Source organism: Ignavibacteriota bacterium (assembly GCA_016716225.1).
Taxonomy (GTDB): domain Bacteria; phylum Bacteroidota; class Ignavibacteria; order Ignavibacteriales; family Melioribacteraceae.
Genome location: JADJWT010000001.1, coordinates 3931036 through 3957116, shown reverse-complemented (window position 1 = coordinate 3957116; position 26081 = coordinate 3931036). Strand labels below are relative to the sequence as shown.

The window sequence follows — 26081 nt, the reverse complement described above, 5'->3', positions numbered from 1 at the left end:
TTCACTTTTCACTTTTTACTTTTCACTTTTTTCTAATCTAACTCCTTTCCTTTTAATAACTTAACATTTTTATTAAAATTTTTAGTTTAAATAATTGTATCAAAATACAAATAATAATATATTTGGACTATTAATAAGTAATTAATAAATTTAATGAGACATACTTTTTAATGTAACTCAATTGGCGAAGCTGTCAGAAAAATAGGGTTAATTATTAACTAGGCAGAAGTCAGAATTAAAAACATTGACAAATAGCCAAAATAAAAGTATAAAACATAGATTGATAATTAAAAATTTGGTACAAGCGGCATATAAAAAACACAAACAGCAAAAAACAAATTAAACCCAATAAATAAAATTCAAATGGATAAAACAGAGCCAAACTGATGTTATTTTGAATTTGTTTTTAAAACAAACCTAACGGTGAACAAGTTTGGAATTATTTGTTAATTAACGCTTGTTATTTTGAGATTTTAGAGATGCCCTAAACAACTGAAAACTACACAGAGAAGATTTCCAAAATTCTTTTTGCATTTGCTAACTCTTTAAATGAACGCTGTTCGCTGAAACCTGATAACTGAAATACAAGCTTTTTACATTATTAAACCAAAAGTTTTTGAATATGAATAAAGTTATTTATTTGAAACTTTCAATAATTTGCATTAGTTATAGTATCAAATTTAAAAGAATAATTTATGGTATTAGATAAAAAACAAATTGAAAATAAGATTACTGAGTATCTCAAAAATAGAGATGAAGTTGTAATCGCCTATATTTTTGGATCATTTGTTAATAAAGAACTCTATCATGATATTGATGTTGCTGTATATCTGGTTGATAATTTCGATAAAAATGATTTTAAGAAATTTCCTTACGGTTACGAAAGTGAATTTATAAGTAACCTTACCATACTAACCAAGAAGGGTATTGATTTTGTTGTGATGAATAATGCAGAAATCACAATTCAACAGAGAATTGTAAACAATGGAATATGTCTTTTTTCTAAAGATGAAACAAAACGAATATATTACGAAAATTATATTCGCAAACTTTATATCGATTCAGAAAATATTAGAAGAATTAAAAGAAGATACTTAAAAAGAAGAATAGCTAATGCCTGATCAAGAAATAATTGAAAAACATTTGCAAAGTTATATCTCAGATTTAGAAAATCTCAGAAAGCATAAACATGTTTCCTTGGAAGAAATTAAGGCAGATAAAGATCTATTGTGGATTTTAGAAAGAGGTTTATACTTAGTAATTCAAAACCTGCTTGATATGTTAGCTCATATAGTGTCTGCTGATTTCAATAGTACCTGGGATTATTATACAGATATTGGTGATATACTGGAAACAAAAAAAATAATATCTGAAGATGAAAGAATTTTATTAAATAAAATGATAGGATTTAGGAACCGATTAAGCCATGAATATTTATCTCTTGAGCTTGATGTTATTAACGAAATCGTTAACCATAGATTGGATGATTTTAATAAATTTCTGTTAATCATCAAAAACTATTGTAATGTGTAAAGAAAGGAAGAATTAAATAAAAGAGAACCACTAAAAACTTAAGCAGCAAAAAACAAATTAAACCCAATAAACAAAATTCAAATGGATAAAACAGAGACAAACCTTTTTGGTCGAGAGAATTATGAATTAAAAAGTATGAATTATAAAAAGTTATCCGTCAGCTGAGGGACTGACTACTGACTATTTATCTCTTTTATTTTTTTTAATTATTAATTCTTAATTATTGTTTCCTAATTCTTTTTTTCTGTTCACTATTTACTAATTACTACTATCAAAATTTGACAATTCAAGAAATTACCAAGAATGCTTATCGAAAGACTAATAAACTAATTTTTATTGGAGGTGCATTTTTCATAAGTAAAATTGTATTTCTGTTCATACCTTATATAACGACAAGTGAACAATATAACGATTTTAATAAAATTTACTATTCAGCTGCAATTGTTGTTCTTTTTGGTAAACTTGGTTTTGAATTTGCAATAAATAGAATAAAAATCCAGCATAAAAAATTATTTATAGCCGTGTTATTTAATACTCTGCTTATGGTAGCGGCATTAAATTTGTTTGGAGATGAAAAATATAGTTACTTAAATTATTTCGCCATATTTATTTATTCGTTCTTTTACATAATTGCTAATATTTTTTTAATTAAAACACTTTTTGAAGGGAATTATAAAAGATATTTCTTTTTCAAATTATTTTATGGTTTAATATTATTAGCAGCAGTATTTATTCTTCTTACTATACGTTTGGAAATCTTTCTAATTTTTCCATTTACCGGAATTTTATGGATGCTCTTTGTCTATGCTTACAATTTTAATGATTCTGGAGGGGAGGGCAAGCTTTCGGAATTCTATAAATTAGGAATCGCGGGCTTTATTGTTAATGCAGCTTTAGGTTTTGCTTTTATTGCCGATAAATACATTGTAAATCACTATATGAATGTTGATGTTGCCAATGCTTATACTTTTGCATGGGGAATTACAGCGCCAATGCTTTACTTAGGAAACATGATTGAACATTCAATATATACTGCTGGAAATACAAATAAACGCAATACAATTAAAAATTCTATCGTTCTTCTGTTTATAATAGTATTAGTTTATGGAATTTCAGCTTATAGTTTTGTACAATTTTTACCAAGTTTATTGCCGAATTCAATTGATTTGATTTTGCTGAAAAAGATTTTAATAATATTCTTAATAATTTATACTTTTTATACAATTGTTCAATATCCCTTAAATGGAATTCTTTTTAAATATATCAATAATGTTGCACAATATAAAATTGCAAAAATCTATCCGCTCATTTTTATTTTATTTTGTATAATTCTTTTCTACTTATTTGGAATAAAAAATTCACAAGATTTTATTTTGTTAATAGGAGTGTGTACTTTCTATTTGTTTATACTTTTAAGTATTAAGATAAATGTTGTAAAAAGAAGTATCGCGTAAATTTATATTATGACTAATATTTATAGCCGGATAAATAAATTCCTTTGCGAAAGTAAATATGCAATTGTTTTCTTTTTCTTATTATTATTGTCATTTTTTTCACGTGGCATTTCTACAGTAAGTAAATTTTACTACATTGCTCCGGTTTTACTGATAATGTACTTTATTTTCGGAATTAAAATAATTGCCGATCTTAAAAAATTAAGAATACAATTTTTATTTATTTTAATATTTTCAATTTGGTCAGCAATAACTGCTATTTGGTCTCAATATCCAATTTTTACTCTGCAAAGATCTGTATTCTTTTTAATTAATGCTGCTGGTTCGCTATTTATTGGAGCATATATTGCAAAACAAAATATTAATTATTTCCTAAATTCAATTCTGATACTAAATATTTTGATTGTTTTTGTAACCCTTGTTTCTCTTATTTTTAATGTACCGGAAAATGCTTGGTCTGGTGGACATGGGCTTGGTTTTATGGGATTTACAAACCACCAAAACAAACTTGGACAATATATTTTTCTTACGGCGTCACCTTTAATTTTATTTTTTAATACAAAAGATTCAAAACCAAATAAAAACATTTTAATATCTATTCTCATAATATTTAATTTAATTCTTATCTCGCTTAGTGTCTCACGAGCTGCAATCATTTCTCTATTTATTGTTTGGGTTATATATTTCATCTTTAACTTTAGTTACGTTAAAACTCTCTATTTAAGTTTTATATTTTTAGTTATAGTAACTCTTACTATTGTAATAGCATCAAATTTATTTAATAAAGACCAAATTACATTGGTGAAGCATGAAAATAGTTTTGGCGAACGAAGATTTCAGACAATAAGTGATTCATGGTATTCAGCATTAAATGGCGGTTTATTTGGTTTAGGTTATGGCATAAGTGACGAGAGATACAACAATCCTCTTTTAGGTTATTATGATAAAACATCAGAAGGCGAAATTTACAGAAGAGAGAAAACGGTAAGCATACTTGCAATAATAGAAGAAACCGGAATAGTGGGATTGGGATTATTTAGCCTAGTGATATTGTATCCATTTAAGCTTTTATGGTTAAGGAGAAAGGAGTCAGGAGCTAGAATCAAGAATAGTGCATCCAGTAATCAGAAATCAGTAAAGAGTAATGCGTCACTTATTACTCGTCACTCGTCACTCATTACTGATCACTCATTACACAATTTTTATTTGATTTTTATTTTTGCCTTCTTACTTTCTTCAAATATTTATGCACAAATAGAATCTTGGTGGATTGGAATAGGATCAGCAGTTTTACCGTTTTATTTTATCTTTACAGGAACAATTTTATATAATTTTAGTGGTAATAAATCAAATGGATAAAAAACAAATTTTAGAAATTATTGACCAGCATAAAAAAGAATTATCTGCAAATTATGGCGTAAATAGGATTGGATTATTCGGCAGTTATGCTCGAAACGAACAGTATGAAAATAGCGATATTGATATAGTTATTGAAATTAAGAATCCCGATCTTTTTTTATTAGTCTCAATTAAAAATTATTTACAGGATTTGTTACAAAAAAAGGTTGATATAGTTAGATATAGAGAGAGAATGAATGAAGGATTAAAAAGAAGAATACTGAGAGATGCAATTTATGTATGATATTGAACTTATTAAAGAGATTTTGAATAATATTTTATGGTCAATTGAACAGATCAATATTAGAAGTTCGTCTGTTTCTAATTTTGAGGAGTTTGTTAAAAGTAATAGTGGACTAGAAAAATTAGATAGTGTTTGTATGCAGTTAATTAATTTGGGAGAAGCTCTTAAACAAATTGATAAAATAACACAGAATAATTTATTGATTAATTATAGTGAAGTTGATTGGAAAAGTGCAAAAGGTATGAGAGATATAATAACTCATCATTATTTTGATATCGATGCTGAAGTTGTTTTCAATGTAATCAAGAATAGGTTGCCATTGATGAAAGAAACAATAATGAAAATTACTACTGATTTAGAAGATTAAAATTCATAGTGTTTTGCTGAACGCGATTGTTTAAAAAAACAGCGATAAGTAAAGTGTTTTGAAAAAAAAAGTGAACAGTAAATAGTGAAGAGTGAATAGTGAAGAGCAAATGTAGATGAATAATCATAAAGATTTGAAAGTTGTAAATCAGAGTGGAAGTTTAGAAGCTGTGAAGATTGGAAACGAAGTGGTTGAAAGGAAAAAGACTATAAAACATTTTAGAGATTTGGAAGTTTATAAAATGGCTTTCAAAGCGGCAATGGAAATTTTTGAAATTACAAAAGAATTTCCAGTTGAAGAAAGATATTCTATAGTTGATCAAATTAGAAGATCAACTAGATCAGTATGTTCGAATATTAGCCCAGTCAAATAAATCAATATTTTATGAGTGAATTCTATTTTACATATGTATTGAAAAGTGAAAAAGATTGTAAAATGTATACTGGTTATACGCAAAATATTGATTTAAGATTTGAGCAGCACAATAAAGGTTTAGTTAAATCAACAGTCCATAGAAGACCATTAAAATTGGTTTATTATGAAGCATGTCTGAGCCAAGAAGACGCACTACATCGTGAGAAATATCTAAAAACGCATTATGGCAAAATGTTTATTAAAAATAGGCTCAAATCTTATTTGACGGGGTAAAGCTGAGGGATGGCGTAAAAGAAAATACAAAGCTGTATTTGTTAATAAATTGACGGATTCAATGCAGGAAGCTTCCGAAACTCAAACTTGGTTTGAATTTGCGCTAGCTTGCAAATACATTATATTGGAAGATTTTAATCGTTTAGATGCGGAATATGAAAGTATTATTAAATTGCTGAATTCCATGGAAATAAATGCAGATAAATTTTGTTTCTAGTTAACCAATCTTCATTATTTTCCGATCTTCTTATCTTCCATATACTGAATTGAATAATAATTATTTTTACTCATTACTCACAACTGATCACTAGTCACTCTTTACTGGTCACTGTTTTTTACTTATTACTAATTACTGTTTTTATGATACTAGGCATAGATGCACACAATATACGCGGTAATGGTGGTTCGTTAATTCATCTAATGGAACTGTTGACAAATGCAGACCCCTTAATTGATAATTTTGAAAGAATTATAGTATGGCTTAATACTGAAACATTTAAATATTTACCACAAAAAAAATTTATTGAATACAAAATTTTAAACAACAGAAATTCAATCAGCTCATTAATTTGGCAAAAATTTATTCTAGAAAAAGAAGCTAAAGAAAATAATTGTTCAATTTTATTTATCCCGGGGGGAATATATTTAGGTAATTTTAATCCTTTTATAGCTTTTGCACAAAGTATGCTGCCTTTTGATAAAAATGCACAAAATCTGTATAAATACACTACACAATATTGGGTTATTTTAGTTAAAAGAATATTAATGATTTATACTTTTCAAAAAGCTTCATCAATTATTTTTGTTTCAAATAGTATTAAAAAGCAAATTGAAAAAGCAGTTGGTAAAGAAATTAATAATTCTAAAGTAATTCATCATGGTGTAAATGAACGATTTAAGATAACAGATATAAGATTACAGAAAAAAGAAAAAGATAAAATTAATTTGTTAGTTGATTCAAGCCATGCTTTGCATAAAAATTTAATTCCGCTTGTTAAAATAATTGGCGAATTAAGAAAAGAAAATTACAACATCGAATTAAAAATTGTTGGTACTAAAGCAAAGTTTGGAACTGATGAGTTATTAAAAACAATAAAACTAGTTGATTCAAATAATGATTTTATAAAAATAATAACCGATGAAAAATATGAAGATTTGCCAAATCATTTTAATGAAGCAGATGTTTTTATTGCTCCATCACTTTGTGAATCTTTTGGGTTACCGTTAAAAGAAGCGTTAGTAAATCAAATTCCTATTCTCCATCAAAAACTTGGTTCTTTTGATGAAATTATTGAAGATTTTAAGCCAAAATCTACTTGTATTAGCTATGAAAATATTGAGTTAGATTTTAAGCAAAAATTAATAAATTTGATTAGTCAAAAAAATGATCAAAATTATACTGAAATACAAAAAAGACATTTTTGGGCTTCTTCTACAAGAGAAACATTTAGATATTTAAAAAACGTAATTGCAGACAACGTTGCCGCAGACTTCAGTCTGCGTTAATATGAATTTTTATGAAAGAAAAAGTAGAAAACAGCAAAATTTTAATAACGGGCGGTGCTGGTTTTATTGGTTCTAATTTGGTTGAGTATTTTTTAGGAAATAACAACGAAGTTATTTGTTTAGATAATTTAAGTACAGGGCACAAAAAAAATATTGCTCCTTTTTTTGACCATCCCAATTTCCAGTTTATTGAAGGTGATATAAGAGATCTAGAAACATGTAGAAACGCTGTGAGAGATTGTGAGTACGTTCTTCACCAAGCTGCTTTGGGCAGTGTTCCAAGATCAATTAAGGACCCGGCAACAACAAACTCAGTAAATATTGACGGCTTCTTAAATATGTTAATAGCTTCGCGTGACGAAGGTGTAAGAAGATTTATTTATGCGGCAAGTTCCTCAACTTATGGTGATTCAAAAGAATTACCAAAAATTGAAGAAAAAATAGGCAGACCTTTAAGTCCTTACGCAATTACAAAAGTAGTAAATGTATATTTTGCAAAAGTTTTCAGTGAGCTTTATGGAATGGAAACAATTGGATTAAGATATTTTAATGTGTTTGGCAGAAGACAAGACACAAACGGTGCTTATGCCGCGGTAATTCCTTTGTTTGTAAAAAACTTAATAAATTTGCAAAGCCCAATTATAAATGGTGATGGTACATTCAGCAGAGATTTTACATACATTGATAATGTAATACATGCAAATGAAAGAGCTTGTTTAACAACAAAAGAAAATTATTTTTTAGGTTTGAAAAAAATATTTTGGTGAATATAATAGTGAAGTAATTTTTGAAGTTTTTAATGTTGCCTATGGTGAAAACACAACTTTAAATGAACTACTTAAAATTATTAGAACTAATCTTGGTAAATTTGATAAGGACATTTTAAATATTGAACCGAATTACGGACCAAATAGGCAAGGTGATGTTCCGCATTCACTTGCACCAGGTGAAAAAGCAAAAAATGTGCTTAATTATAATCCTAAATTTAATGCACAAAAAGGCTTTGAGCTTGTTTGTGAATGGTATTATAAGAATTAAAAATAATAATTAATTTTTATCCTTAATTTAGTACTTAATTAAATATTGGCTTAAATTATAATTGAGCAGTTAATAAAATATTAGCTAATAATGCAAAAAAGGATTTAATTATGTTAAATAACAAATCAATTCTTATAACTGGCGGCACTGGATCTTTCGGTAAAAAATTTACTGAAATTATCCTTTCAAAATATCCTGAAGTTGAAAGATTAGTAATCTATTCACGTGATGAGTTAAAACAATTTGAAATGGCTCAAATATTTTCTGAAGAGAAATATCCACAAATGAGATATTTTATTGGTGATGTTAGAGATAATTCAAGGTTTAAACGAGCTTGTGAAGGAATTGATGTAATCATTCATGCGGCAGCATTAAAACAGGTTCCAGCTGCGGAATATAATCCCGATGAGTTTATTAAAACAAATATTGGTGGAGCCCAAAATGTAATAGATGCAGCAATGTCAACAAATGTGAAGGTTGTTGTTGCATTATCAACAGATAAAGCTGCTGCGCCAATAAATCTTTATGGTGCTACAAAATTAGTTTCTGATAAACTATTTATTGCTGCAAATAACATGAAAGGTAAAAGAGATCTACGGTTCTCTGTCGTTAGATACGGCAATGTTATGGGCTCAAGGGGGTCAGTTATTCCTTACTTTATGGAAAAAGCCAAAGAAGGGATTATCCCTATAACTCATAAAGAAATGACGAGATTTAATATTTCTCTTGAGGATGGAGTTGAAATGGTTTTGTGGGCAATTAAAAATGCTATTGGGAATGAATTATTTGTGCCTAAGATTCCTTCATATAAAATTGAAACAGTTGCAAAAGCTATTGCCCCAAATGCGAAACTTAATTACATTGGAATAAGACCGGGAGAAAAATTACATGAGGAAATGATAACAATTAGCGATTCTTATAATACAATTGATATAGGAAAATATTATGCAATTCTTCCTTCAGGAATTAAAATCGATAAATATTTGGAATATTATAATGCCAAAACAGTCTGTGAAGGATTTAGCTATAATTCTGGAGAAAACACTGATTGGATAACTGTTGAGGAAATGAGGGAATTGATAATAAAATATGTTGATAAAAATTTTCATGTTACTAAAACTAATAATAAACTATCAAAATCCAAGCTATGATTACAGCAATAGTACAAGCAAGAATGTCATCAAGTAGGTTACCAAATAAAGTAATGATGAAAATTTGCAATAAACCTATAATTGAGCATGTATTTAATCAATTATCATATTCAAAATACATATCTAAATCAGTTTTAGCCACAAGTCGAGAATCTAATGATGACCCATTAGAAATTTGGGCTAAAAACAACAATAAAAATTTTTTCAGGGGTGATCTTAATAATGTACTGAATAGATATTATAATGCTGCTGTTAAATTCAATGCTTCCACTATTGTTAGGATTACTGCTGATTGTCCTTTGATAGATCCAATTATTGTTGATGAAATTATTAATAAATATTTAAAAGACAAACTTGACTACTGTTCAAATACGTTAGTGCCAACATTTCCAGATGGTTTAGATACAGAAGTATTTTCAATTGAGACTTTAAGAACAACATACATAAATGCAAAATTAAATTCAGAATTAGAACATGTAACACCATATATAAAAAAACATCCAGAATTATTTAATATTGCTAACTTTGTTTCTCCAATAAATTATTCAAATTTAAGATGGACTCTAGATAATTATGAGGATTATTTATTGTTGGAAAATATATATAATTCTCTATATCAGGAAAATACTTATATGAGTTGGGAAAAAGTGTTGTCTTTTGTTAATAAAAATAAAGAATTAAATAAAATAAATTCACATATTAAAAGAGATGAAGGATATATTAAATCACTAAATGAAGATTAATTTGGATTTAGATATGGGAAAAGGGCAGGAATTATATAAGAAAGCTAAAACAATTATCCCAGGTGGAACAATGTTGTTATCAAAGCGACCAGAAATGTTTTTGCCGGAATTATGGCCATCATATTTTTCAAAAGCAAAGGGTTGTAAAGTTTGGGATTTAGATGGTAAAGAATATACTGATGTTTCAATAATGGGAATTGGCACAAATGTTTTAGGATATGGTAATAATGAAGTAGATAATGCTGTATTAAATGTTATTAAAAACGGTAATATGTCAACGCTAAATAATCCTGAAGAGGTATATTTAGCGGAAAAATTAATTGAATTACATCCTTGGGCTGAAATGGTTAGATTTTGTCGAACAGGTGGAGAAGCTAATTCAGTTGCTGTGCGAATTGCAAGAGCAGCATCTGGTAAAGATAAAGTGGCAATCTGTGGATACCATGGTTGGCATGATTGGTATCTATCAGCTAACTTAGCTGAGGACGCAAATTTAGATGGGCATTTACTGCCGGGGTTAGAACCTAACGGAGTTCCAAGACAATTGAAGAATACGATTTTTCCATTTGATTATAATAATTTTGGAAGCTTAGAAGAAATTGTAAAGCAAAATGATATTGGAACTATCAAAATGGAAGTTGTTAGAAATTTCGAGCCTAAAGATAATTTTCTTAATAAGGTTAGAGACCTTGCAACAGAAAAAAATATAATTTTAATCTTTGATGAATGCACTTCAGGCTTTAGACAGACTCTCGGTGGAATCCATAAAGTTTATGGTGTCTTTCCTGACATGGCGATGTTTGGTAAAGCCTTAGGTAATGGCTACGCAATTACTGCTGTGATTGGTAAAAGAGATATTATGGAAGCTGCTCAAAAAACATTTATTAGTAGTACATTTTGGACTGAAAGAATAGGCCCTACTGCAGGTTTAAAGACAATTGAGGTGATGAATAAAACAAAATCTTATAATTATATTACTGAAATGGGCAAGTACATACATAAAAGTTGGCAAAATTTGGCAGATGAAAATAACGTTTCAATAAACATTTCAGGCATTCCTTCACTTATTGGTTTTTCATTTAATAGTGAAAACCATCTTAAGTATAAAACTTTCATAACACAAGAGATGCTTAAGTATGGTTATTTAGCTTCAAATAGTGTTTATGTTTGTATTAACCATACAAAAGAAGTTATTGATAGTTATCTAAATAAATTAAATATTGTATTTAAAATTATTGCGGATTGTGAAAATCAAAAAGAAGATATTAATAAATTACTTGATTCACCAGTTTGTCATGCAGGTTTTAGAAGATTAAACTAAAGTTATTTTTGTTGTATTGAAATAAGATAAGGAGAAAAAATGAAAAATTACTTTCCAAAACAAATTAAAATTGGAAATAAAATTATTGGTGAAGATTACCCTACGTATATCATTGCTGAAATAGGCGCAAATTTTGATGGTAATATTGAAAAAGCAAAAGAACTCATAAAAGCAGCAAAAGAATGTGGTGCAGATTGTGCAAAATTTCAAAGTTTTAAAGCTGAAAAAATTGTTTCAGCAGGTGGTTTTTCTAAAATGAAATTAAAAGGAATACATGGAAGTTGGGGTAGGCCTGTTCATGAAGTGTTTAGAGATGCTGAATTCCCAAGAGAATGGCATAAAGAAATAAATGATTATTGTATTGAACTTGGGATTGATTTTTCTACATCGCCATATGATTTTGAAGCTGTTGATCTTTGTATAGATCTGAATGTACCTTTTATTAAAATTGGATCAGGTGAAATTACTTGGTTAGAAATGCTGACATTTATAGCCAAGAAAAATAAACCTATGTTTCTTGCAACTGGGGATGCAACAATGTCAGAAATTGATGAAGCCATAAGAACTATTGAAAGTACAGGAAATAATCAATTAGTTCTTATGCAATGTATAACAAATTATCCATCTCTAATCGAAAGTGCTAACATTAATGTCTTAAAAACGTTTCAGACCGCTTTTAATATTTTGACAGGATATTCTGATCATTCACCAGGACCTGTTGTTGCTTTAGGTTCAATTGCACTAGGAGCAAAAGTAATTGAAAAGCATTTTACATTAAGTAACTATGATATTGGTCCTGATCATCCCCATTCAATGAATGTAAATGAATTCAAGAGAATGGTGGATTATATTAGAGAATTAGAAGAAGCTTTGGGATCTACACGAAAAGTAGTTGTAGAAGAAGAAGCTGAAACCGTTTATGTACAGAGACGAGGATTATATTCAACAAAGTTTATACCCAAAGGAAAAATTATTGATAGAGATGACCTTACTGTTTTAAGACCCGCGCTTGGAATTTACCCGAAATATAAAGATTCAGTTATTGGAAGAACTGCTTCTAAGAATATTGAAGAAGACGCACCTATTTATTGGACAGATTTATAAAATGAAATTAAGTTTAAGAGAAAAGTTTATTGCAATTGTAGATAATGATAGACTTAAAAAATCAGATGCGATAATTTTATTAGAAGGTGATGGGGTAAATAGATGTAAAAAAGCTGCGGATTTATTACTTGATAATTGGGCAGATAAATTAATATTTTCCGGAGGCATTAATAATTTAGATTATGGCAGCTTTCCATTTTCTTATATTTTAACAGAACTAAAAAAAAACGGAATAGGCAGTAAAGATGTTATTCATGAAGAAAAATCAATGAATACATTAGAGCAGGCTATTAATATTGTCGAAATGGCCGCAAAATTAAATTGGAAAAGGATTATTATAGTTGCTTCACATTATCATCAATATCGGGCATTTTTAACATTTTTAAAGCAAGTAATTCTAAGCAAAATTAATTTGGAATTAATTAATGCGCCTTCAAGTGACCTTTTATGGTTTGAAGAATCAAGATGGGGTAGAAGGTTCGATTTATTGGATTCTGAGTTTGATCGTATTAAAAAATATTCATCGATGGGACATCTAGCAACATTTCAAGAGGCAATAGAACATCAAAAATGGAAAGAAAGTCAAGTTTAAAACAAGTAAAAGAAATTATGGGCATCAATTTCATTGGCCCTAAAGAGTTGAAAATAATTGAAAAAAGAATGGGAATATATCTTCCGCAGATTATTTTAAATGAGCCCCCTGAATTAAAATACAACATTGAACTTTTAGAGAGAAAAAAAGAAGATTACATTTTGATATTAGGTGTTCCCTTTTATAAAGATAAAACACCTTTGACATTAATAAAGATGAGAGAACATTTTGGATGGGATCCAAATCATTCAGAACCTTGTTTTTATAATCAAGATTGGTATTTAAATGAAGCTTTTTCAGTAGAAAAAAGTTTCAATCTTGAATGGTATTTGGTAAAGAAAGAAGTATTCGTAGATCAGAGAGGTAAATCGATTTCAGAAATTAATTCAAGTATCTTTTTACCTAGTGCAGTTTTATGTAGTTATGTTTTCTTTTGTTATTATTTAGTTTACAGCCAAACATTATGGACTCATGATTTTATTTGGTGTAGTGATAAGGATATCAATAACGATTCAGTTTATGTTGGGCGATATAGTAAACTTAATAATGAAAACAAAGCTGGATTTGAAATTCATCGACATTTATCAATAAAAAACACTTATAGTGCAATTACTATTTATCCAAATATTTAAATTGGAGACATGATTATAAATTGTTTGATCTATGAAAATTAATTTTAGTTTCTATAAAATTAAAAATATTGTAAAAAAAATTAGGACTAATCATTTAATAAAAAAATCAATACTATATATTTTTTTTAATGCTTTAAATGGTGCGATCCCTTTTTTCTTATTACCTGTATTAACAACATATCTATCACCAGCAGAGTACGGTGCTGTCTCCCTTTTTCAAACGACACTATTATTTATAATTCCTGTTATTGGATTAAGTATGGGTTTTAACATAGATCGCCTATTTTTTAAAGTTTCAAAGGCTGAATTAGCTATCAGTATTGGAAATATGATATATATATTGGTTTCAATGGTGTTGATTTCTACTATTTTGCTATTTGTATCATTTAATTTTTCCAATTTGATATTCATTGGGCTACCTATTGAATGGTTAATAATCATACCAACCATTGCAGGCTTTTCGGCAATTAATAATTTTAATTTAATTCTGCTTAGGAATAATGACTTTGTTAAAAGTTTTGGTTTTTGGCAAGTAGGATTAACATTTTTAAACCTAGGCTTGAGCTTGGTTTTTGTTGTTACATTATCTTTTGGCTGGCAAGGGAGGGCTTTAGGAATTGCAATTGCTACATGTTTTGTTGGCATATTCAGTTTATTAAAAATGATAAGACTGGATTATATTGATTTTAAATACAAAACAAATGAAATTAAGGAGATTTTAAAATTATGTTTGCCGTTGTTGTTACAAGGGTTTGGTACTTTTATAATTTTTCAGTCTAATATCTATTTTATAAATGGTATTCTTGGCAAATCTGAAGTTGGCATTTATTCTGTTGCATCTGCATTTGCTGCAATGATGGGAATTTTTCAAGATGCCATATCAAAAACAATCAGTCCGTGGTTCTATAAGAATTTGAATCTTGCGACAAACGATTTGAAACAAAAAATATTTAAAATGAACATGCTTATTAATTTTGTTCTTTTTATAACTGCATTCTTAACTTACTTTGTCTCAAAGATTTTAATTATATTTATGACAAACATAAAATTTCACTCAGCAATATCATTAGTTCTTATATTAGCCATGGCTTCCGCTTTTAATGGTATGTATAAAATAAGTTCTGTTTATTTTATACATTTATTTAGGACCAAATTGCTATCCATTTTAACGAGTATAACTGCGGTTGTAAGTGTTATTCTAAATTATATTTTAATTAGTAAAATGGGGAATTTGGGAGCTGCATATGCTCTTTGCTCAAGTTTATTTTTACAATTTATATTAGTATTATTTTTTTCTCAAAAAATTTATCCACTGCCTATAAAAGAAGTGTTCTATTCTTTCATTTATCGAATTAAGTCCAAATGAAATATTCCCATATAGATATTTTTGATATAAATGTTGTTTATCAAATGCAATTTGATAATCCTCCCCATAGGGAAATAGCATTTGTAAAAGTTGTATTTGAAAGGTTACAATCTATAACAAAATTTATTTTTTCTTTTAGAAAAGAAGAAACGATTAAAGCAAATATTGATGTATTATTTTTTGGAGCAAGTACAAATAACCAGCGATCATTTCAATCAATTTATGATAATATTAAAGGTTTTACTTATACATCAATTCGAAATGATAATGATTTTCCCATATCGCAATCTTTATACCTTTCCTTACCATATTTTTGGAGCATAATTTTTAGATACATAATTGGTAGTTCAGAACAAAGACAGTTATTAAGGAAATATCCTTTTGAATATCTTTTTACATATGGTAAGTATATCGTTGCTACTAAAATGCTTAAAAGTTATTCACCAAAATTACTTGTTTTAGCAAATGATCATAGTCCACAAAATAGATGTTTACTTCATGCTGCAAATGAATTAAATGTAAGAACAATTTATATTCAACATGCATCAGTATCGAATAAATTTCCAAAATTAACATTTGATTATTCTTTATTAGATGGACAAGAAAGCTTTGATAAATATGGACAAGTATCAAAGAAAAATTCTAAGATTTTATTAACAGGTGGGACACGATATGATTATTTTTATAAAAAACAATTAGTGGAGTCAGAAAAAAAAATTGGTATCTCAATTAATCAATTTGATGATTTTGAAATTGTTAAAACTTTATGTTTAAACTTAAAAAAACTTAAAGAATATAAGATAGCAATTCGTCCTCATCCAAATATGAAAAATTGGAATAGAAACTGGTTTGAGGCGCAAGAGATAGAATATTCTGATTCCTCAAGCGAACCTTCCAACCAATTTTTAAGCAAATTAGAAATACAGATTAGTAATATATGTGGAATACATTTAGATGCTGTAATTTTAGGAATAGCTACAATCCAATTTCAATTATCAAAAAAAGCAATTTATGACCAATATTTGTATGTATCTAAAGGTCTTATTAAAAAAGCTAATAACATGGGTGAATTGCTAAATTATATCCATAATCGAAACGAATTATATCCAAATAATAAGATTGTGCAATATTTTATGGCTTCAGCTTTTACATCACATGAGGGTAAAGTTGGTCTATTTTTAGCTGAATATATTAATGCTATACTAACCGATGTGGAACAAGAAAAAAAGATAGAATCTGAATATAAAATTCAAGTATATAATTTTTAATTTGAGAATTTAAATGTTAAAGTTATTTTTATATGTATTCAAAAAAAATAATAAAATCTTACGAAAAATCTTAAGATTTATTTACACTAGTTATGCAAGATTTAAATCAATTGAATGTGGCAAAGACCTTACTGTTAATTATAAATCTACATTTAGCGGGAATATTTATTTTGGTAATAATTGTAACTTCAATGGAATGACTGTAATTGGTGGCGGTACTGTAAGATTTGGAAATAATTTTCATTCAGGAAATTCATGTTCAATTATTACTCAAAATCATAATTATGATAATGGAGATGCAATACCGTATGATGATACATTAATTCTTAAAACGATTGTTATTGGAGACAATGTGTGGTTTGGAAACAATATTATTGTTACTGGAAATATTACTATTGGTGAAGGTGTAATAGCTGCTGCTGGTTCAGTAATAGTTAAAAGTATTCCGGATTTTGCAATTGTTGGCGGTAATCCTGCTAAAATTATTAAATACCGAAATATTGATCATTATATTAAATTAAAAAAAGCGAAAAAGTTTTGCTAATTAGCTCATTCTAAAAAACTATGATCAAATACATTATTAACATTATAGATTTTTTTGTGATAATTGTTCAGATTTCTATGAATATGTCGATATTACCATATGTAATATATGATAATTTTGAACCTTTTAATCTTGTGTTATTGGTGAATGGTGTAGCAATGATTTTACTAATTTTTGTAAGATTTAAAGGAAAACCAAAATCTATTAAAAGTCTATTTAGGTTTGTTCCTCTCAAAATATTTTTTCTTCTATTATTTTTTCAATTTTTATCAGGCGTTGTTAAATTAGATATTGTTTATATAGGTGCACCAATTATTTTTTCATTTAATTTTATTGTGTTTTTATATTATATACTGAATATTTTTGAACAATATAAAATTTTTAATAAGTTAGATTTTGTTGCTTTTACAAAAGGGAATTCTTTTTATATAATTTTTGCATTATTCAATATAACTATTGTTATTCTTTCTGCTTTTTTACAAATTTTTGGTGTTCTTGTACCATTTTCAAATAGTATCAATCATTTATTTCCAAATCTTTTAATATCAAACATCGTTGAGGGGTCAACATTTTACTATATGCCCGGTTGGTTATCAATCCAAACCCTTGATTCAAGACTTGGCTTTATATTTGGGACTCTGACAGGGTGGACTCATGAACCACATGTATTTGCTTATTTAGTTTTTCCATCACTTTTTTTATTATTAGCCCAGTATTACAACGATAAATCAAAATCGATAATAATTATACTTTGTTTTACTATTGCAGGAATATTTTCATTTTCAGTTACAGCTTTGTTATCAATTACAGTTGTTTTACTAATTAAATTTTTTGTTGACAAAAACTATCTAATTGTGACTACTATTTTTTTGATTTTTCTAATATTCTCTCTGTATTCGTACCAAATGGAAATATTGGATACTATTTGGGATTATACACTCTTAAAATTAAACTATAATACAAGTTCACTAGAGTATTCAACTAACAAAATATCAAATATTTTATTTCCTAAATCATTTTTTGGCGATGGTGTTTTATTACTTAATAAATCAAATTATAAAAATGCAGGTGCTTTTGCATCAATCCTATATTTATTATTTTATTTTAGTTTATTTAAAAGTGTTTTTAAAATAATTTTCTCCAAATTGCAACAAAATACATATATAGGATTTGCATTTTTATATTTTATCCTACATGGATTAAAATTATCATCTTCAGTATTTGCTATGCCTTATACTGCATACTTTTTAGGAATAATGGCAGTTTATCATGTAAATTTCACCAAGAAACGATGATCTATTTTTCCTTTTCAGTAACCAATAAATAAATTATAAAGAAAATGAAAATTCTTAGAGTAATCAATTCACTTGAAATTGGTGGAGCTGAAAGATCAATAGCTAGTAATACATTATTACATGCAAAGAACGGGCTTGACATTGAAGTCTTATTATTGAATGGCACTAATACTTTTTTTTTAAAGGAATTAAGAGATAATGGAATTAAAGTTGCATATTTGATGAAAGATAAAAATATTTATAATCCATTTTTAGTTTTTAAAATATGTAAAATTATAAATAAATATGATATTGTGCATGGTCATTTGTTCCCAACACTTTATTGGTTGGCACTCGCAAAATTTATCATAAGGTCTAAAACAAAATTGGTGTATACCGAACATTCAACTTATAATAGACGAAGAGATAATTATTTATTTAAAAGATTAGATAAATTTATTTATAAACAATATGATTTGGTTATAACAATTTCTAATGCAGCAAATGAAAAATTAAGAGAATATTTAGGGAATAATTTTAATACTATTGTCATTAATAATGGTGTTGATCTATCAAAACTTGTAAATGAATCAATGATGAAAAGAGAAGACCTTATAGAGAAAATTGGGCACCTAAAAGTAATTCTACAAATTTCTGCTTTTAGAAAAGAAAAAGATCAGGATACATTAATTAAAGCTTTATCTTATTTGCCGAACGATTTTTGTGTAGTTTTTGTGGGTGATGGTGAGAGAAAAATAATTTGTGAACAGTATACTAAGAAACTGGGGCTTTCTGATAGAGTATTTTTTTTAGGCATTCAAGATCATATTGGAGCTATAATAAGTTTAGCTAATGTAGTTGTTATGTCAAGTCATTGGGAAGGTTTTGGAAGAGCTGCTGTAGAGGGCATGGCATTAGGGAAACCTGTTATTAGTACAAATGTACCTGGTTTAAGTGAAGTTGTTTTAGATGCTGGATTATTATTTGCTGTTGGTGATTATAAAGAATTAGCAGAACTGATATTAAATTTAATTACTAATCAACAATACTATTCTGAAATATCTTCAAAATGTTTAAAAAGAGCAGAAAAATATAATATTGAAATTATGGTTCAAAAGTATGAAACTGTATATAAAAATTTGTTGAATAATAAATTATAAAGTGAAATTTCAATGTGTGGAATTAATGGAATAGTTTCAAAAAAAGAATTATCTAATCTTTATGATATCGCCTCAATTCGAAAAATGAATTCGAAAATTATTCATCGAGGACCAGATAGTGAAGGGTTATATGAAGATGCAGTACATGATTATAAACTTTTTATGGGTATGAGAAGATTATCTATCATTGATCTCAATACTGGTGATCAACCAATTTTTAATACAGATAAAAGTATAGTGCTTATATTTAATGGGGAAGTTTATAATTTCCTAGAACTGAAAAGGAAGTATTTTAAAGACAATACAATTTTTTATACTAAGACAGATACAGAAGTTGTTCTAAAACTTTACGAAAAATTTGGAGAAAATTCTTTCTCATTACTTGATGGTGCTTTTGCTTTTAGTATATACGATAAAAGTAAACAAAAAATATTCATTGTAAGGGATTTTTTTGGAGAAAAACCACTTTATTATACATCTAGTTCCGGAAGTTTTATTTGGGCTTCAGAACTCAAATCTATAATCTCTATCCTTCCTCAAATGCCAGTAATTTCAATTGAAGGATTAAATTTATTTTTTCAATTAACATATATTCCTCCTCCATTTACAATCTATAAAAATATTTATAAACTGGAAAATAATTGTTTCATTGAATTTAATTGTGTAAAAAATTCATACTTAATTCAAACTATTGCACATAAATTTGAAGAGATAGATAAAGATATTACCTTCAACGAAGCTAAACAAAAAACTTTTTATATGGTTCAAAAAAGTGTTGAGAATCGTTCAATTTCTGATGTACCAATAGGGACATTTTTATCTGGAGGAGTAGATTCATCAATCGTATCATGGAGCCTTGCAAATCAAAGTAAAACTAAAATTGATACATTTTCTATTGGGTTTGAAAAAAAGATATTTGATGAATCTCATAAAGCTAAATTGGTTGCAAAAATTATTAATAGTAATCATCATGAATTTATTATCTCAGAATTGGATTTGAGTAATAAAATAACGGAAATTTTATTGAATTTTGATGAACCATTTGCCGATTCGTCCGCATTGCCTACATATTTGGTGGCAAGCCATTCTAAAGAACACGTAACAGTTGCATTAACTGGTGATGGAGGAGATGAAGTCTTTGGGGGGTATAATAAATATTATGTTGCGAAGTTAAATAGAAATTATCAAAGAATTATTCCAGAACATATTCATAAAAAAGTTATGAATTTCTATTCTCATCTTCTGAATGTCAAGAATGATGACCGTGGTATTCGTTTTAAATTGAAAAAATTATTAAGATCAATAGATTATACCAATGATTTTTATTCAAATATTGTTTCTTTAGGTTTCCAAAAGAATGAATTATTAGCACTATTTAAGAAGGAATATTTAATTCATAATGATTTATTAGAATATTTTAAATTCAAAATTGAGTTCAATAAAAGTAACTTAAATAATTTTAGAGAGTTTGATAAATTAGTAAGTCTTGATGGTGATATGCTTGTAAAAGTTGATAGAACAAGTATGCTTGTTTCTTTAGAATGCAGAGCTCCATTTTTGAATAAAGAACTTTGGAATTTTACAAAGCATTTACCAGAGAATTACTTAATTAAAAGGTGGGATAAAAAGTATTTATTAAGGGAAACTTTTAAAGAATACTTTCCAAAAAAATTTTTAAGTAAACCTAAACAAGGCTTTGGTGTTCCTGTTGGAGACTGGCTTTCAAAAGGTTTGAAACATGAACTACTATCATATATTGATATGGATTTTATAAAAAAACAAAATATTTTTGATTTTCAAACAGTAAGCAAATTAGTAAATGATCATGTCGAACATAAGGTTGATAATTCTTTTAAGGTATGGACATATTATTGCTTTCAAAAATGGTATACTCATTTGTATGCAATCCAATAAAAAAAAAATAATAAGAATTACAACTGTTTCGATGTCTTTACGTTGGTTACTAAAAGGACAGTTAAATTTTATAAGGCAATATTATGATGTAATTGCCATTTCCAGTTCAGGTGCCGACTTGGATTTTGTAGAGAAGCAAGGAATAAAAACCAAAACAATTGAAATGACAAGAACAATAACTCCGCTTAAAGATGTTATTGCAATTATGAAAATGTATATCTTATTAAAAGAAGAAAAACCTTATATAGTTCATACACACACACCAAAAGCTGGTATGATTGGTATTGTTGCGGCTTGTTTTGCAAGGGTACCTCATAAACTACATACTGTTGCTGGTTTACCTTTAATGGAAAGTTCTGGATTTAAACGAAAAGTTTTAGAATTTGTTGAAAAGATAATATATAGGTTTGCAGATAAAGTATATCCAAATTCATTTGGTTTAAGAGATTTTATTTTACAAAATAATCTGTGTAAACAAGAAAAATTAAAAGTAATTGCAAACGGCAGCAGCAATGGTATTGATACTGAATTCTTTTCTAGAACTGAAGAAGTGCTCCAAAAAGCCTTAGCAATTAGAAATGAGTACCAATTAAATGATATTGATATAAATCTTTGTTTTATTGGCAGAATTGTAAAAGATAAAGGCATAAATGAACTTTTAGAAGCATTTGAAGAAATTTCAAAATTAAACAAAAAAGTAAAATTATTCTTAGTTGGTGCTTTTGAAGATGAATTGGATTCAATTAATGAAAAATCAAAACATATAATTAAAAATAATTCTACGGTAATTCATGTAGGTTTTAAAGATGATGTTAGACCATTTTTAGCATTATCAGATATTTTTGTTTTTCCTAGTTATAGAGAAGGATTCCCAAATGTAGTTATGCAGGCCGGTGCTATGAGTGTTCCATGTGTTGTAACTAATATAAATGGCTGCAATGAGATTATAAAAAATGAAGAAAATGGACTAATTGTAGTACCTAAAAATGTTACCCAATTAAAAGAAGCAATTTTAAGACTTATTGAAGAAAAAGATTTTCGAGAAAAACTTGCAGATAATTCGCGTAAAATGATAGTTGATAGATATGAACAAAAATATGTATGGGATGCAATTTTAAAAGAGTATCAAAGTCTGGAAAATAGATAATTAAAATGTTTTATAAAAAAATAATTAAACCCATTTTAGATTTTATCATTTCATTTTTATTACTTTTTTTATCATCTCCAATAATTGTCGTAGTCTCAGTTATTTTGGCTATCAGTAATAATGGTAAAATACTTTTCACTCAAATGAGACCCGGTAAAAACGAACAATTCTTTAACCTATATAAATTCAAAACAATGAATGATAAGAAAGATAGTGACAGTAATTTATTACCCGATGAAAAAAGAATAACCAAAATTGGACAACTTATACGGAAGTTTTCTTTAGATGAATTATTACAGTTTGTAAATGTCTTAAAAGGGGATATGTCTTTGATTGGACCAAGACCTTTGTTAATCGAATACTTACCTTTGTACAATGAACAACAAAAAAAAAGGCATAATGTTAAACCAGGCATAACCGGCTGGGCGCAAGTTAATGGTAGAAATGCAATAAGCTGGGAAGAAAAATTTAAACTTGATGTTTGGTATGTAGAAAATATTTCTTTTATTTTGGATCTTAAAATTTTTTTTATGACAGTATTGAAAATATTTAAGAAAGAAGGAATTAACAGTGAAGGTATGGCAACGGCACCAAAGTTTAATGGTAAAAATTAAAGGCTGATTATGAAGAAAATTGCAATTTTTGGTGGTGGCGGTTTTGGAAGAGAAGTTCATATGTTAATTGAGCAAATTAATTACGAAAATAATGTATGGAATTTTATTGGTTATTTTGATGATGGCATTCCGAGAGGTGAGATTGTAAATAATTTTCCTATTCTGGGAGGTGTAGAAGACGTTAATGATTATGAAGAAGACTTAAATTTGGTATTTGCAATCGGTAACCCGTTAACTAAAAAAAATATTATTGAAAGAATAAATAAATCCAATATTATTTACCCAGTTTTGATTCATCCGAATGTTCAGCTAAGTAATAAAAATTACCATAAAATTGGTGTTGGGTCAATTATTACAGCTAATTGTGTTATATCTGTAAATACTAATATTGGAAAACATGTTTTGGTGAACTTAGGTTGTACAATTGGGCATGATGTTGAAATTGGCGATTACACTTCCATAATGCCTGCTTGTAATATCTCAGGTGAAGTAATAATTAATGAATGCGTATACATAGGCGTTGGAGCTAAAATTAGAAATCAAATTAAAATAGGTGAAAAGGCTGTGGTTGGAATGGGTTCTGTTGTACTTCAAAATGTAGCCAGTGAAATTACAGTTGCTGGAAATCCTGCGCGTAGATTAAAATAATATAAAAAGGAAAATAAATGAATAATGAAACAAAATTAAAAAATGCATTTAAAGAAGCTCTTGATTTGCCCGTTGAACAAATTTCTGATTTATTAGCTTATGGCGACCAAAATTGGGATTCTGTTGCTCACATGGCATTAATTGCAGCTATTGAACAAGAGTTTGAAATTATGATTGATACTGATGATGTAATTGATATGAGTTCTTTTCAGAAGGCTAAAGAAATAGTTATAAAATACGGAGTTGATTTAAATGCTCAAAAATAAAGTAAGTTTAATTACCGGAAGTAGTGGTGGAATTGGTTGGGAAATTGCAAAAATATTTGCAAAAAATGGAGCTATTGTAATTCTAAACGGGCGTAATGAAGAAAAACTAAAAAATAACTTAGCTGAATTAAATAATATTTCTGAATTAAATCATACATTCTTCAGAGGCGACGTTTCCGACCTTGTTTTTGTTAAAGAACTTTATCAAAACATTTTTAAAAATTATAAAAAATTAGACATTCTAGTTAATAATGCCGGTATTTTAAATGATGCTTTAATTGGTATGATCACTGAACAAATGGTTGATGAGTTAATCGCGATAAATCAAAAAGCAGTTATTTTTAATTTACAATATGCAGCCAAATTAATGCAGCGTCAAAAAAATGGTTCAATAATAAATATTTCTTCAATTATTGGCAGATACGGAAATATAGGCCAAATGGCTTATTCGGCTACAAAATCTGCTGCAATTGGTATTACTTACTCGGGAGCCAAAGAATTGGCGCTACAAAATATTCGTGTAAATGCCATTGCGCCTGGCTTAATTAATACAGCTATGATAAAAAACTTACCAGAAGAAAAATTTGAAAAATTAAAAAAATCTATTCTTATGAACAGAATTGGTGAACCTGAAGATGTCGCAAATGTCGCTTTATTTTTAGCTTCGGATTTGTCAAAATATGTTACTGGTCAAGTTATAGGAGTGGACGGAGGAATGATTATATAATGTTTTGGCAGGAATTATCAAAATTTGGACAAAATACTGCTTTCATAGATTCAGAAAATTCTAATTCTGTAACGTATTTGCAGCTTGAACACGATATTGAAAATTTTTTAAATCGTTTTTCAATGCAGAATGTAATTTGTTTAATACTTATTAAAAATAATTATCCGCTGATTGTGTCTTATTTAAGTTTATTGAATTCTTCTAATACTATCATGTTACTAAATGAAAATACAAATGAAGATTTTCTAAAAAATATTCTATTAAATTATAATCCGGAAGTTGTTATAAGTCAAACAATATTAAATTTTAAAAATTATATCAATGAAGAAATATTATTTCCATTTGGTAATATATTTGTATATAAAAAATCTGGTCATTATAAGAATATTTCATCAAATACCAAATTAATGTTATCGACTTCGGGGTCAACTGGGTCATCTAAATTTGTTAGACTTTCTTCAAAGAATATTGATTCAAATGCTGCATCAATTGCTAATTATTTGAGAATTGACCCATCTGAAAGAGCCATTACTAGTTTACCTATAAATTATTCATTTGGTCTTTCAATAATTAATAGTCATCTTTTATCTGGGGCATCCATTGTTTTAACTGATGAGTCTTTAATACAAAAGAAATTTTGGAATATTTTTAAGAAGTTTAATTGTACTACATTTTCAGGTGTGCCATATTCTTTTCAGATTCTTCAAAGAATTAAATTAGCCGAAATGCAATTGCCTTCTCTTAAGTATTTTACTCAAGCAGGTGGTCATTTAGTTTCTACAACTAAAGAATATTTTTTAATGTTAGCTAAAAAGAGAAATTATGAATTTGTTGTTATGTATGGTCAGACTGAAGCAACAGCTAGAATCTCATATGTGCCATTTTATGCTCTAGAATATAATATTGATTCAATAGGAGTAGCAATACCAAATGGAAAGCTGACTGTCATTGATAGTGTTGAATCAAATGAAGGTATGTTTGTCGGTGAATTAGTTTATGAAGGCCCTAATGTTATGCTAGGCTATGCAGAACAAAGAGAGGATATTTTCAAAGAAGATGAGTTAGGTGGCAAGTTATTTACTGGTGATATGGGGTATATGAATGAAAATGGATATTATTTTGTTACGGGAAGAAAAAAAAGATTTATTAAGTTATTTGGAAATAGAATTAATTTAGATGATATTGAACGATATGCTGAAAATAGCTTTAAAGTTAACTGTGCTGTTACTGGAAATGATGAAAAATTGCAAATATTATTAGAAAACTCTACTGAAAGCGATACAAAATGGATAAAAGAAAATCTATCTAAGATGTTTTCCATTCATCACTCCGCAATAAAAATTAAATCTGTAGATATGATACCTGTTTCTTCAAATTCGAAAAAAAATTATCAAGAAATAAAAAAATTGTTTTAAATTACTT

25 protein-coding genes and 3 pseudogenes are annotated in these 26081 nt (G+C 27.8%); all 28 read left to right on the top strand.

Features of this window, described 5'->3' with window-relative positions; genetic code table 11:
* The first annotated feature begins 695 nt into the window (after positions 1-695).
* Positions 696-1121 carry a hypothetical protein gene (locus tag IPM32_17010; GenBank protein MBK8946949.1) on the top strand — a complete coding sequence of 142 codons (426 nt, stop codon included), beginning with the start codon at positions 696-698 and terminating at the stop codon, positions 1119-1121.
* Positions 1114-1533 carry a DUF86 domain-containing protein gene (locus IPM32_17005; protein ID MBK8946948.1) on the top strand — a complete coding sequence of 140 codons (420 nt, stop codon included), beginning with the start codon at positions 1114-1116 and terminating at the stop codon, positions 1531-1533. Before IPM32_17010 ends, IPM32_17005 begins: the two co-directional genes overlap by 8 nt.
* Positions 1534-1811: 278 nt before the next feature.
* Positions 1812-2987, top strand: coding sequence for a hypothetical protein (locus tag IPM32_17000; GenBank protein MBK8946947.1), 1176 nt, complete (start codon positions 1812-1814; stop codon positions 2985-2987).
* Positions 2988-3143: 156 nt separating this feature from the next.
* Positions 3144-4346, top strand: coding sequence for an O-antigen ligase family protein (locus IPM32_16995; GenBank protein MBK8946946.1), 1203 nt, complete (start codon positions 3144-3146; stop codon positions 4344-4346).
* Positions 4339-4629, top strand: a complete 291-nt coding sequence (locus IPM32_16990) for a nucleotidyltransferase family protein (protein MBK8946945.1) — start codon at positions 4339-4341, stop codon at positions 4627-4629. The genes IPM32_16995 and IPM32_16990 overlap by 8 nt, the downstream gene beginning before the upstream one ends.
* Positions 4622-4996 (top strand): DUF86 domain-containing protein, encoded by a 375-nt coding sequence (locus tag IPM32_16985; GenBank protein MBK8946944.1) that lies wholly within the window; start codon positions 4622-4624, stop codon positions 4994-4996. The genes IPM32_16990 and IPM32_16985 overlap by 8 nt, the downstream gene beginning before the upstream one ends.
* A 115-nt stretch (positions 4997-5111) precedes the next feature.
* On the top strand, positions 5112-5369 hold the full coding sequence (locus IPM32_16980; GenBank protein ID MBK8946943.1) for a four helix bundle protein: 258 nt from the start codon (positions 5112-5114) through the stop codon (positions 5367-5369).
* A gap of 11 nt (positions 5370-5380) precedes the next feature.
* Positions 5381-5644, top strand: a complete 264-nt coding sequence (locus tag IPM32_16975; GenBank protein ID MBK8946942.1) for a GIY-YIG nuclease family protein — start codon at positions 5381-5383, stop codon at positions 5642-5644.
* A gap of 1 nt (position 5645) precedes the next feature.
* A pseudogene (locus IPM32_16970) lies at positions 5646-5861 on the top strand (four helix bundle protein).
* Positions 5862-6004: 143 nt separating this feature from the next.
* Entirely contained in the window at positions 6005-7150 is a 1146-nt protein-coding gene (locus IPM32_16965; GenBank protein MBK8946941.1) for a glycosyltransferase, read from the top strand.
* A gap of 11 nt (positions 7151-7161) precedes the next feature.
* Positions 7162-8188 (top strand): annotated as a pseudogene (locus tag IPM32_16960) (SDR family oxidoreductase).
* A 110-nt stretch (positions 8189-8298) separates the two neighbouring features.
* Positions 8299-9339 (top strand): UDP-N-acetylglucosamine 4,6-dehydratase (inverting), encoded by a 1041-nt coding sequence (pseB, locus tag IPM32_16955; GenBank protein MBK8946940.1) that lies wholly within the window; start codon positions 8299-8301, stop codon positions 9337-9339.
* Between the two features lie 23 nt (positions 9340-9362).
* A pseudogene (locus IPM32_16950) lies at positions 9363-11403 on the top strand (aminotransferase class III-fold pyridoxal phosphate-dependent enzyme).
* A 39-nt stretch (positions 11404-11442) separates the two neighbouring features.
* Positions 11443-12507, top strand: coding sequence for an N-acetylneuraminate synthase family protein (locus tag IPM32_16945; protein ID MBK8946939.1), 1065 nt, complete (start codon positions 11443-11445; stop codon positions 12505-12507).
* A gap of 1 nt (position 12508) precedes the next feature.
* On the top strand, positions 12509-13099 hold the full coding sequence (locus tag IPM32_16940; GenBank protein MBK8946938.1) for a YdcF family protein: 591 nt from the start codon (positions 12509-12511) through the stop codon (positions 13097-13099).
* The gene (locus tag IPM32_16935; GenBank protein MBK8946937.1) at positions 13078-13731 is read left to right on the top strand and encodes a hypothetical protein; all 654 of its coding nucleotides are present in this window, start codon (positions 13078-13080) and stop codon (positions 13729-13731) included. The genes IPM32_16940 and IPM32_16935 overlap by 22 nt, the downstream gene beginning before the upstream one ends.
* A gap of 31 nt (positions 13732-13762) precedes the next feature.
* Positions 13763-15097, top strand: coding sequence for a polysaccharide biosynthesis C-terminal domain-containing protein (locus tag IPM32_16930; protein ID MBK8946936.1), 1335 nt, complete (start codon positions 13763-13765; stop codon positions 15095-15097).
* Positions 15094-16365: a hypothetical protein gene (locus IPM32_16925; protein ID MBK8946935.1), complete on the top strand. Its 1272-nt coding sequence runs from the start codon at positions 15094-15096 to the stop codon at positions 16363-16365. Before IPM32_16930 ends, IPM32_16925 begins: the two co-directional genes overlap by 4 nt.
* A gap of 13 nt (positions 16366-16378) precedes the next feature.
* Entirely contained in the window at positions 16379-16909 is a 531-nt protein-coding gene (locus IPM32_16920; protein ID MBK8946934.1) for an acyltransferase, read from the top strand.
* Between the two features lie 77 nt (positions 16910-16986).
* Positions 16987-18204, top strand: coding sequence for a hypothetical protein (locus IPM32_16915; protein ID MBK8946933.1), 1218 nt, complete (start codon positions 16987-16989; stop codon positions 18202-18204).
* A 44-nt stretch (positions 18205-18248) separates the two neighbouring features.
* On the top strand, positions 18249-19343 hold the full coding sequence (locus tag IPM32_16910; protein MBK8946932.1) for a glycosyltransferase: 1095 nt from the start codon (positions 18249-18251) through the stop codon (positions 19341-19343).
* Between the two features lie 12 nt (positions 19344-19355).
* Positions 19356-21257, top strand: a complete 1902-nt coding sequence (gene asnB / locus IPM32_16905; GenBank protein ID MBK8946931.1) for an asparagine synthase (glutamine-hydrolyzing) — start codon at positions 19356-19358, stop codon at positions 21255-21257.
* Positions 21244-22404, top strand: coding sequence for a glycosyltransferase family 4 protein (locus IPM32_16900; protein MBK8946930.1), 1161 nt, complete (start codon positions 21244-21246; stop codon positions 22402-22404). The genes asnB and IPM32_16900 overlap by 14 nt, the downstream gene beginning before the upstream one ends.
* Before the next feature lie 5 nt (positions 22405-22409).
* Positions 22410-23018, top strand: a complete 609-nt coding sequence (locus IPM32_16895) for a sugar transferase (GenBank protein MBK8946929.1) — start codon at positions 22410-22412, stop codon at positions 23016-23018.
* Between the two features lie 9 nt (positions 23019-23027).
* Positions 23028-23666 carry a NeuD/PglB/VioB family sugar acetyltransferase gene (locus tag IPM32_16890; protein MBK8946928.1) on the top strand — a complete coding sequence of 213 codons (639 nt, stop codon included), beginning with the start codon at positions 23028-23030 and terminating at the stop codon, positions 23664-23666.
* A gap of 17 nt (positions 23667-23683) precedes the next feature.
* Positions 23684-23932, top strand: a complete 249-nt coding sequence (locus tag IPM32_16885) for an acyl carrier protein (GenBank protein MBK8946927.1) — start codon at positions 23684-23686, stop codon at positions 23930-23932.
* A complete protein-coding gene (locus IPM32_16880; protein ID MBK8946926.1) occupies positions 23919-24659 on the top strand; it encodes a glucose 1-dehydrogenase in 741 nt (246 codons plus the stop codon). Before IPM32_16885 ends, IPM32_16880 begins: the two co-directional genes overlap by 14 nt.
* Positions 24659-26074, top strand: a complete 1416-nt coding sequence (locus tag IPM32_16875) for an AMP-binding protein (GenBank protein ID MBK8946925.1) — start codon at positions 24659-24661, stop codon at positions 26072-26074. Before IPM32_16880 ends, IPM32_16875 begins: the two co-directional genes overlap by 1 nt.
* Positions 26075-26081 lie beyond the last annotated feature (7 nt).

Excerpts from the sequence above, each read along its gene's own strand:
- IPM32_16880 (MBK8946926.1), top strand. The coding sequence starts at position 23,919 with ATGCTCAAAAATAAAGTAAGTTTAATTACCGGAAGTAGTGGTGGAATT.
- pseB (MBK8946940.1), top strand. The coding sequence starts at position 8,299 with ATGTTAAATAACAAATCAATTCTTATAACTGGCGGCACTGGATCTTTC.
- IPM32_16940 (MBK8946938.1), top strand. The coding sequence starts at position 12,509 with ATGAAATTAAGTTTAAGAGAAAAGTTTATTGCAATTGTAGATAATGAT.
- IPM32_16890 (MBK8946928.1), top strand. The coding sequence starts at position 23,028 with ATGAAGAAAATTGCAATTTTTGGTGGTGGCGGTTTTGGAAGAGAAGTT.
- IPM32_16965 (MBK8946941.1), top strand. The coding sequence starts at position 6,005 with ATGATACTAGGCATAGATGCACACAATATACGCGGTAATGGTGGTTCG.
- IPM32_16975 (MBK8946942.1), top strand. The coding sequence starts at position 5,381 with ATGAGTGAATTCTATTTTACATATGTATTGAAAAGTGAAAAAGATTGT.
- IPM32_16900 (MBK8946930.1), top strand. The coding sequence starts at position 21,244 with ATGCAATCCAATAAAAAAAAAATAATAAGAATTACAACTGTTTCGATG.
- IPM32_16915 (MBK8946933.1), top strand. The coding sequence starts at position 16,987 with ATGAATATGTCGATATTACCATATGTAATATATGATAATTTTGAACCT.
- IPM32_16925 (MBK8946935.1), top strand. The coding sequence starts at position 15,094 with ATGAAATATTCCCATATAGATATTTTTGATATAAATGTTGTTTATCAA.
- IPM32_16945 (MBK8946939.1), top strand. The coding sequence starts at position 11,443 with ATGAAAAATTACTTTCCAAAACAAATTAAAATTGGAAATAAAATTATT.
- IPM32_16980 (MBK8946943.1), top strand. The coding sequence starts at position 5,112 with ATGAATAATCATAAAGATTTGAAAGTTGTAAATCAGAGTGGAAGTTTA.
- IPM32_16895 (MBK8946929.1), top strand. The coding sequence starts at position 22,410 with ATGTTTTATAAAAAAATAATTAAACCCATTTTAGATTTTATCATTTCA.
- IPM32_16995 (MBK8946946.1), top strand. The coding sequence starts at position 3,144 with ATGTACTTTATTTTCGGAATTAAAATAATTGCCGATCTTAAAAAATTA.
- IPM32_16885 (MBK8946927.1), top strand. The coding sequence starts at position 23,684 with ATGAATAATGAAACAAAATTAAAAAATGCATTTAAAGAAGCTCTTGAT.
- IPM32_16910 (MBK8946932.1), top strand. The coding sequence starts at position 18,249 with ATGAAAATTCTTAGAGTAATCAATTCACTTGAAATTGGTGGAGCTGAA.
- asnB (MBK8946931.1), top strand. The coding sequence starts at position 19,356 with ATGTGTGGAATTAATGGAATAGTTTCAAAAAAAGAATTATCTAATCTT.
- IPM32_16930 (MBK8946936.1), top strand. The coding sequence starts at position 13,763 with ATGAAAATTAATTTTAGTTTCTATAAAATTAAAAATATTGTAAAAAAA.
- IPM32_16990 (MBK8946945.1), top strand. The coding sequence starts at position 4,339 with ATGGATAAAAAACAAATTTTAGAAATTATTGACCAGCATAAAAAAGAA.
- IPM32_16935 (MBK8946937.1), top strand. The coding sequence starts at position 13,078 with ATGGAAAGAAAGTCAAGTTTAAAACAAGTAAAAGAAATTATGGGCATC.
- IPM32_16875 (MBK8946925.1), top strand. The coding sequence starts at position 24,659 with ATGTTTTGGCAGGAATTATCAAAATTTGGACAAAATACTGCTTTCATA.
- IPM32_16985 (MBK8946944.1), top strand. The coding sequence starts at position 4,622 with ATGTATGATATTGAACTTATTAAAGAGATTTTGAATAATATTTTATGG.
- IPM32_17010 (MBK8946949.1), top strand. The coding sequence starts at position 696 with ATGGTATTAGATAAAAAACAAATTGAAAATAAGATTACTGAGTATCTC.
- IPM32_17005 (MBK8946948.1), top strand. The coding sequence starts at position 1,114 with ATGCCTGATCAAGAAATAATTGAAAAACATTTGCAAAGTTATATCTCA.
- IPM32_16920 (MBK8946934.1), top strand. The coding sequence starts at position 16,379 with ATGTTAAAGTTATTTTTATATGTATTCAAAAAAAATAATAAAATCTTA.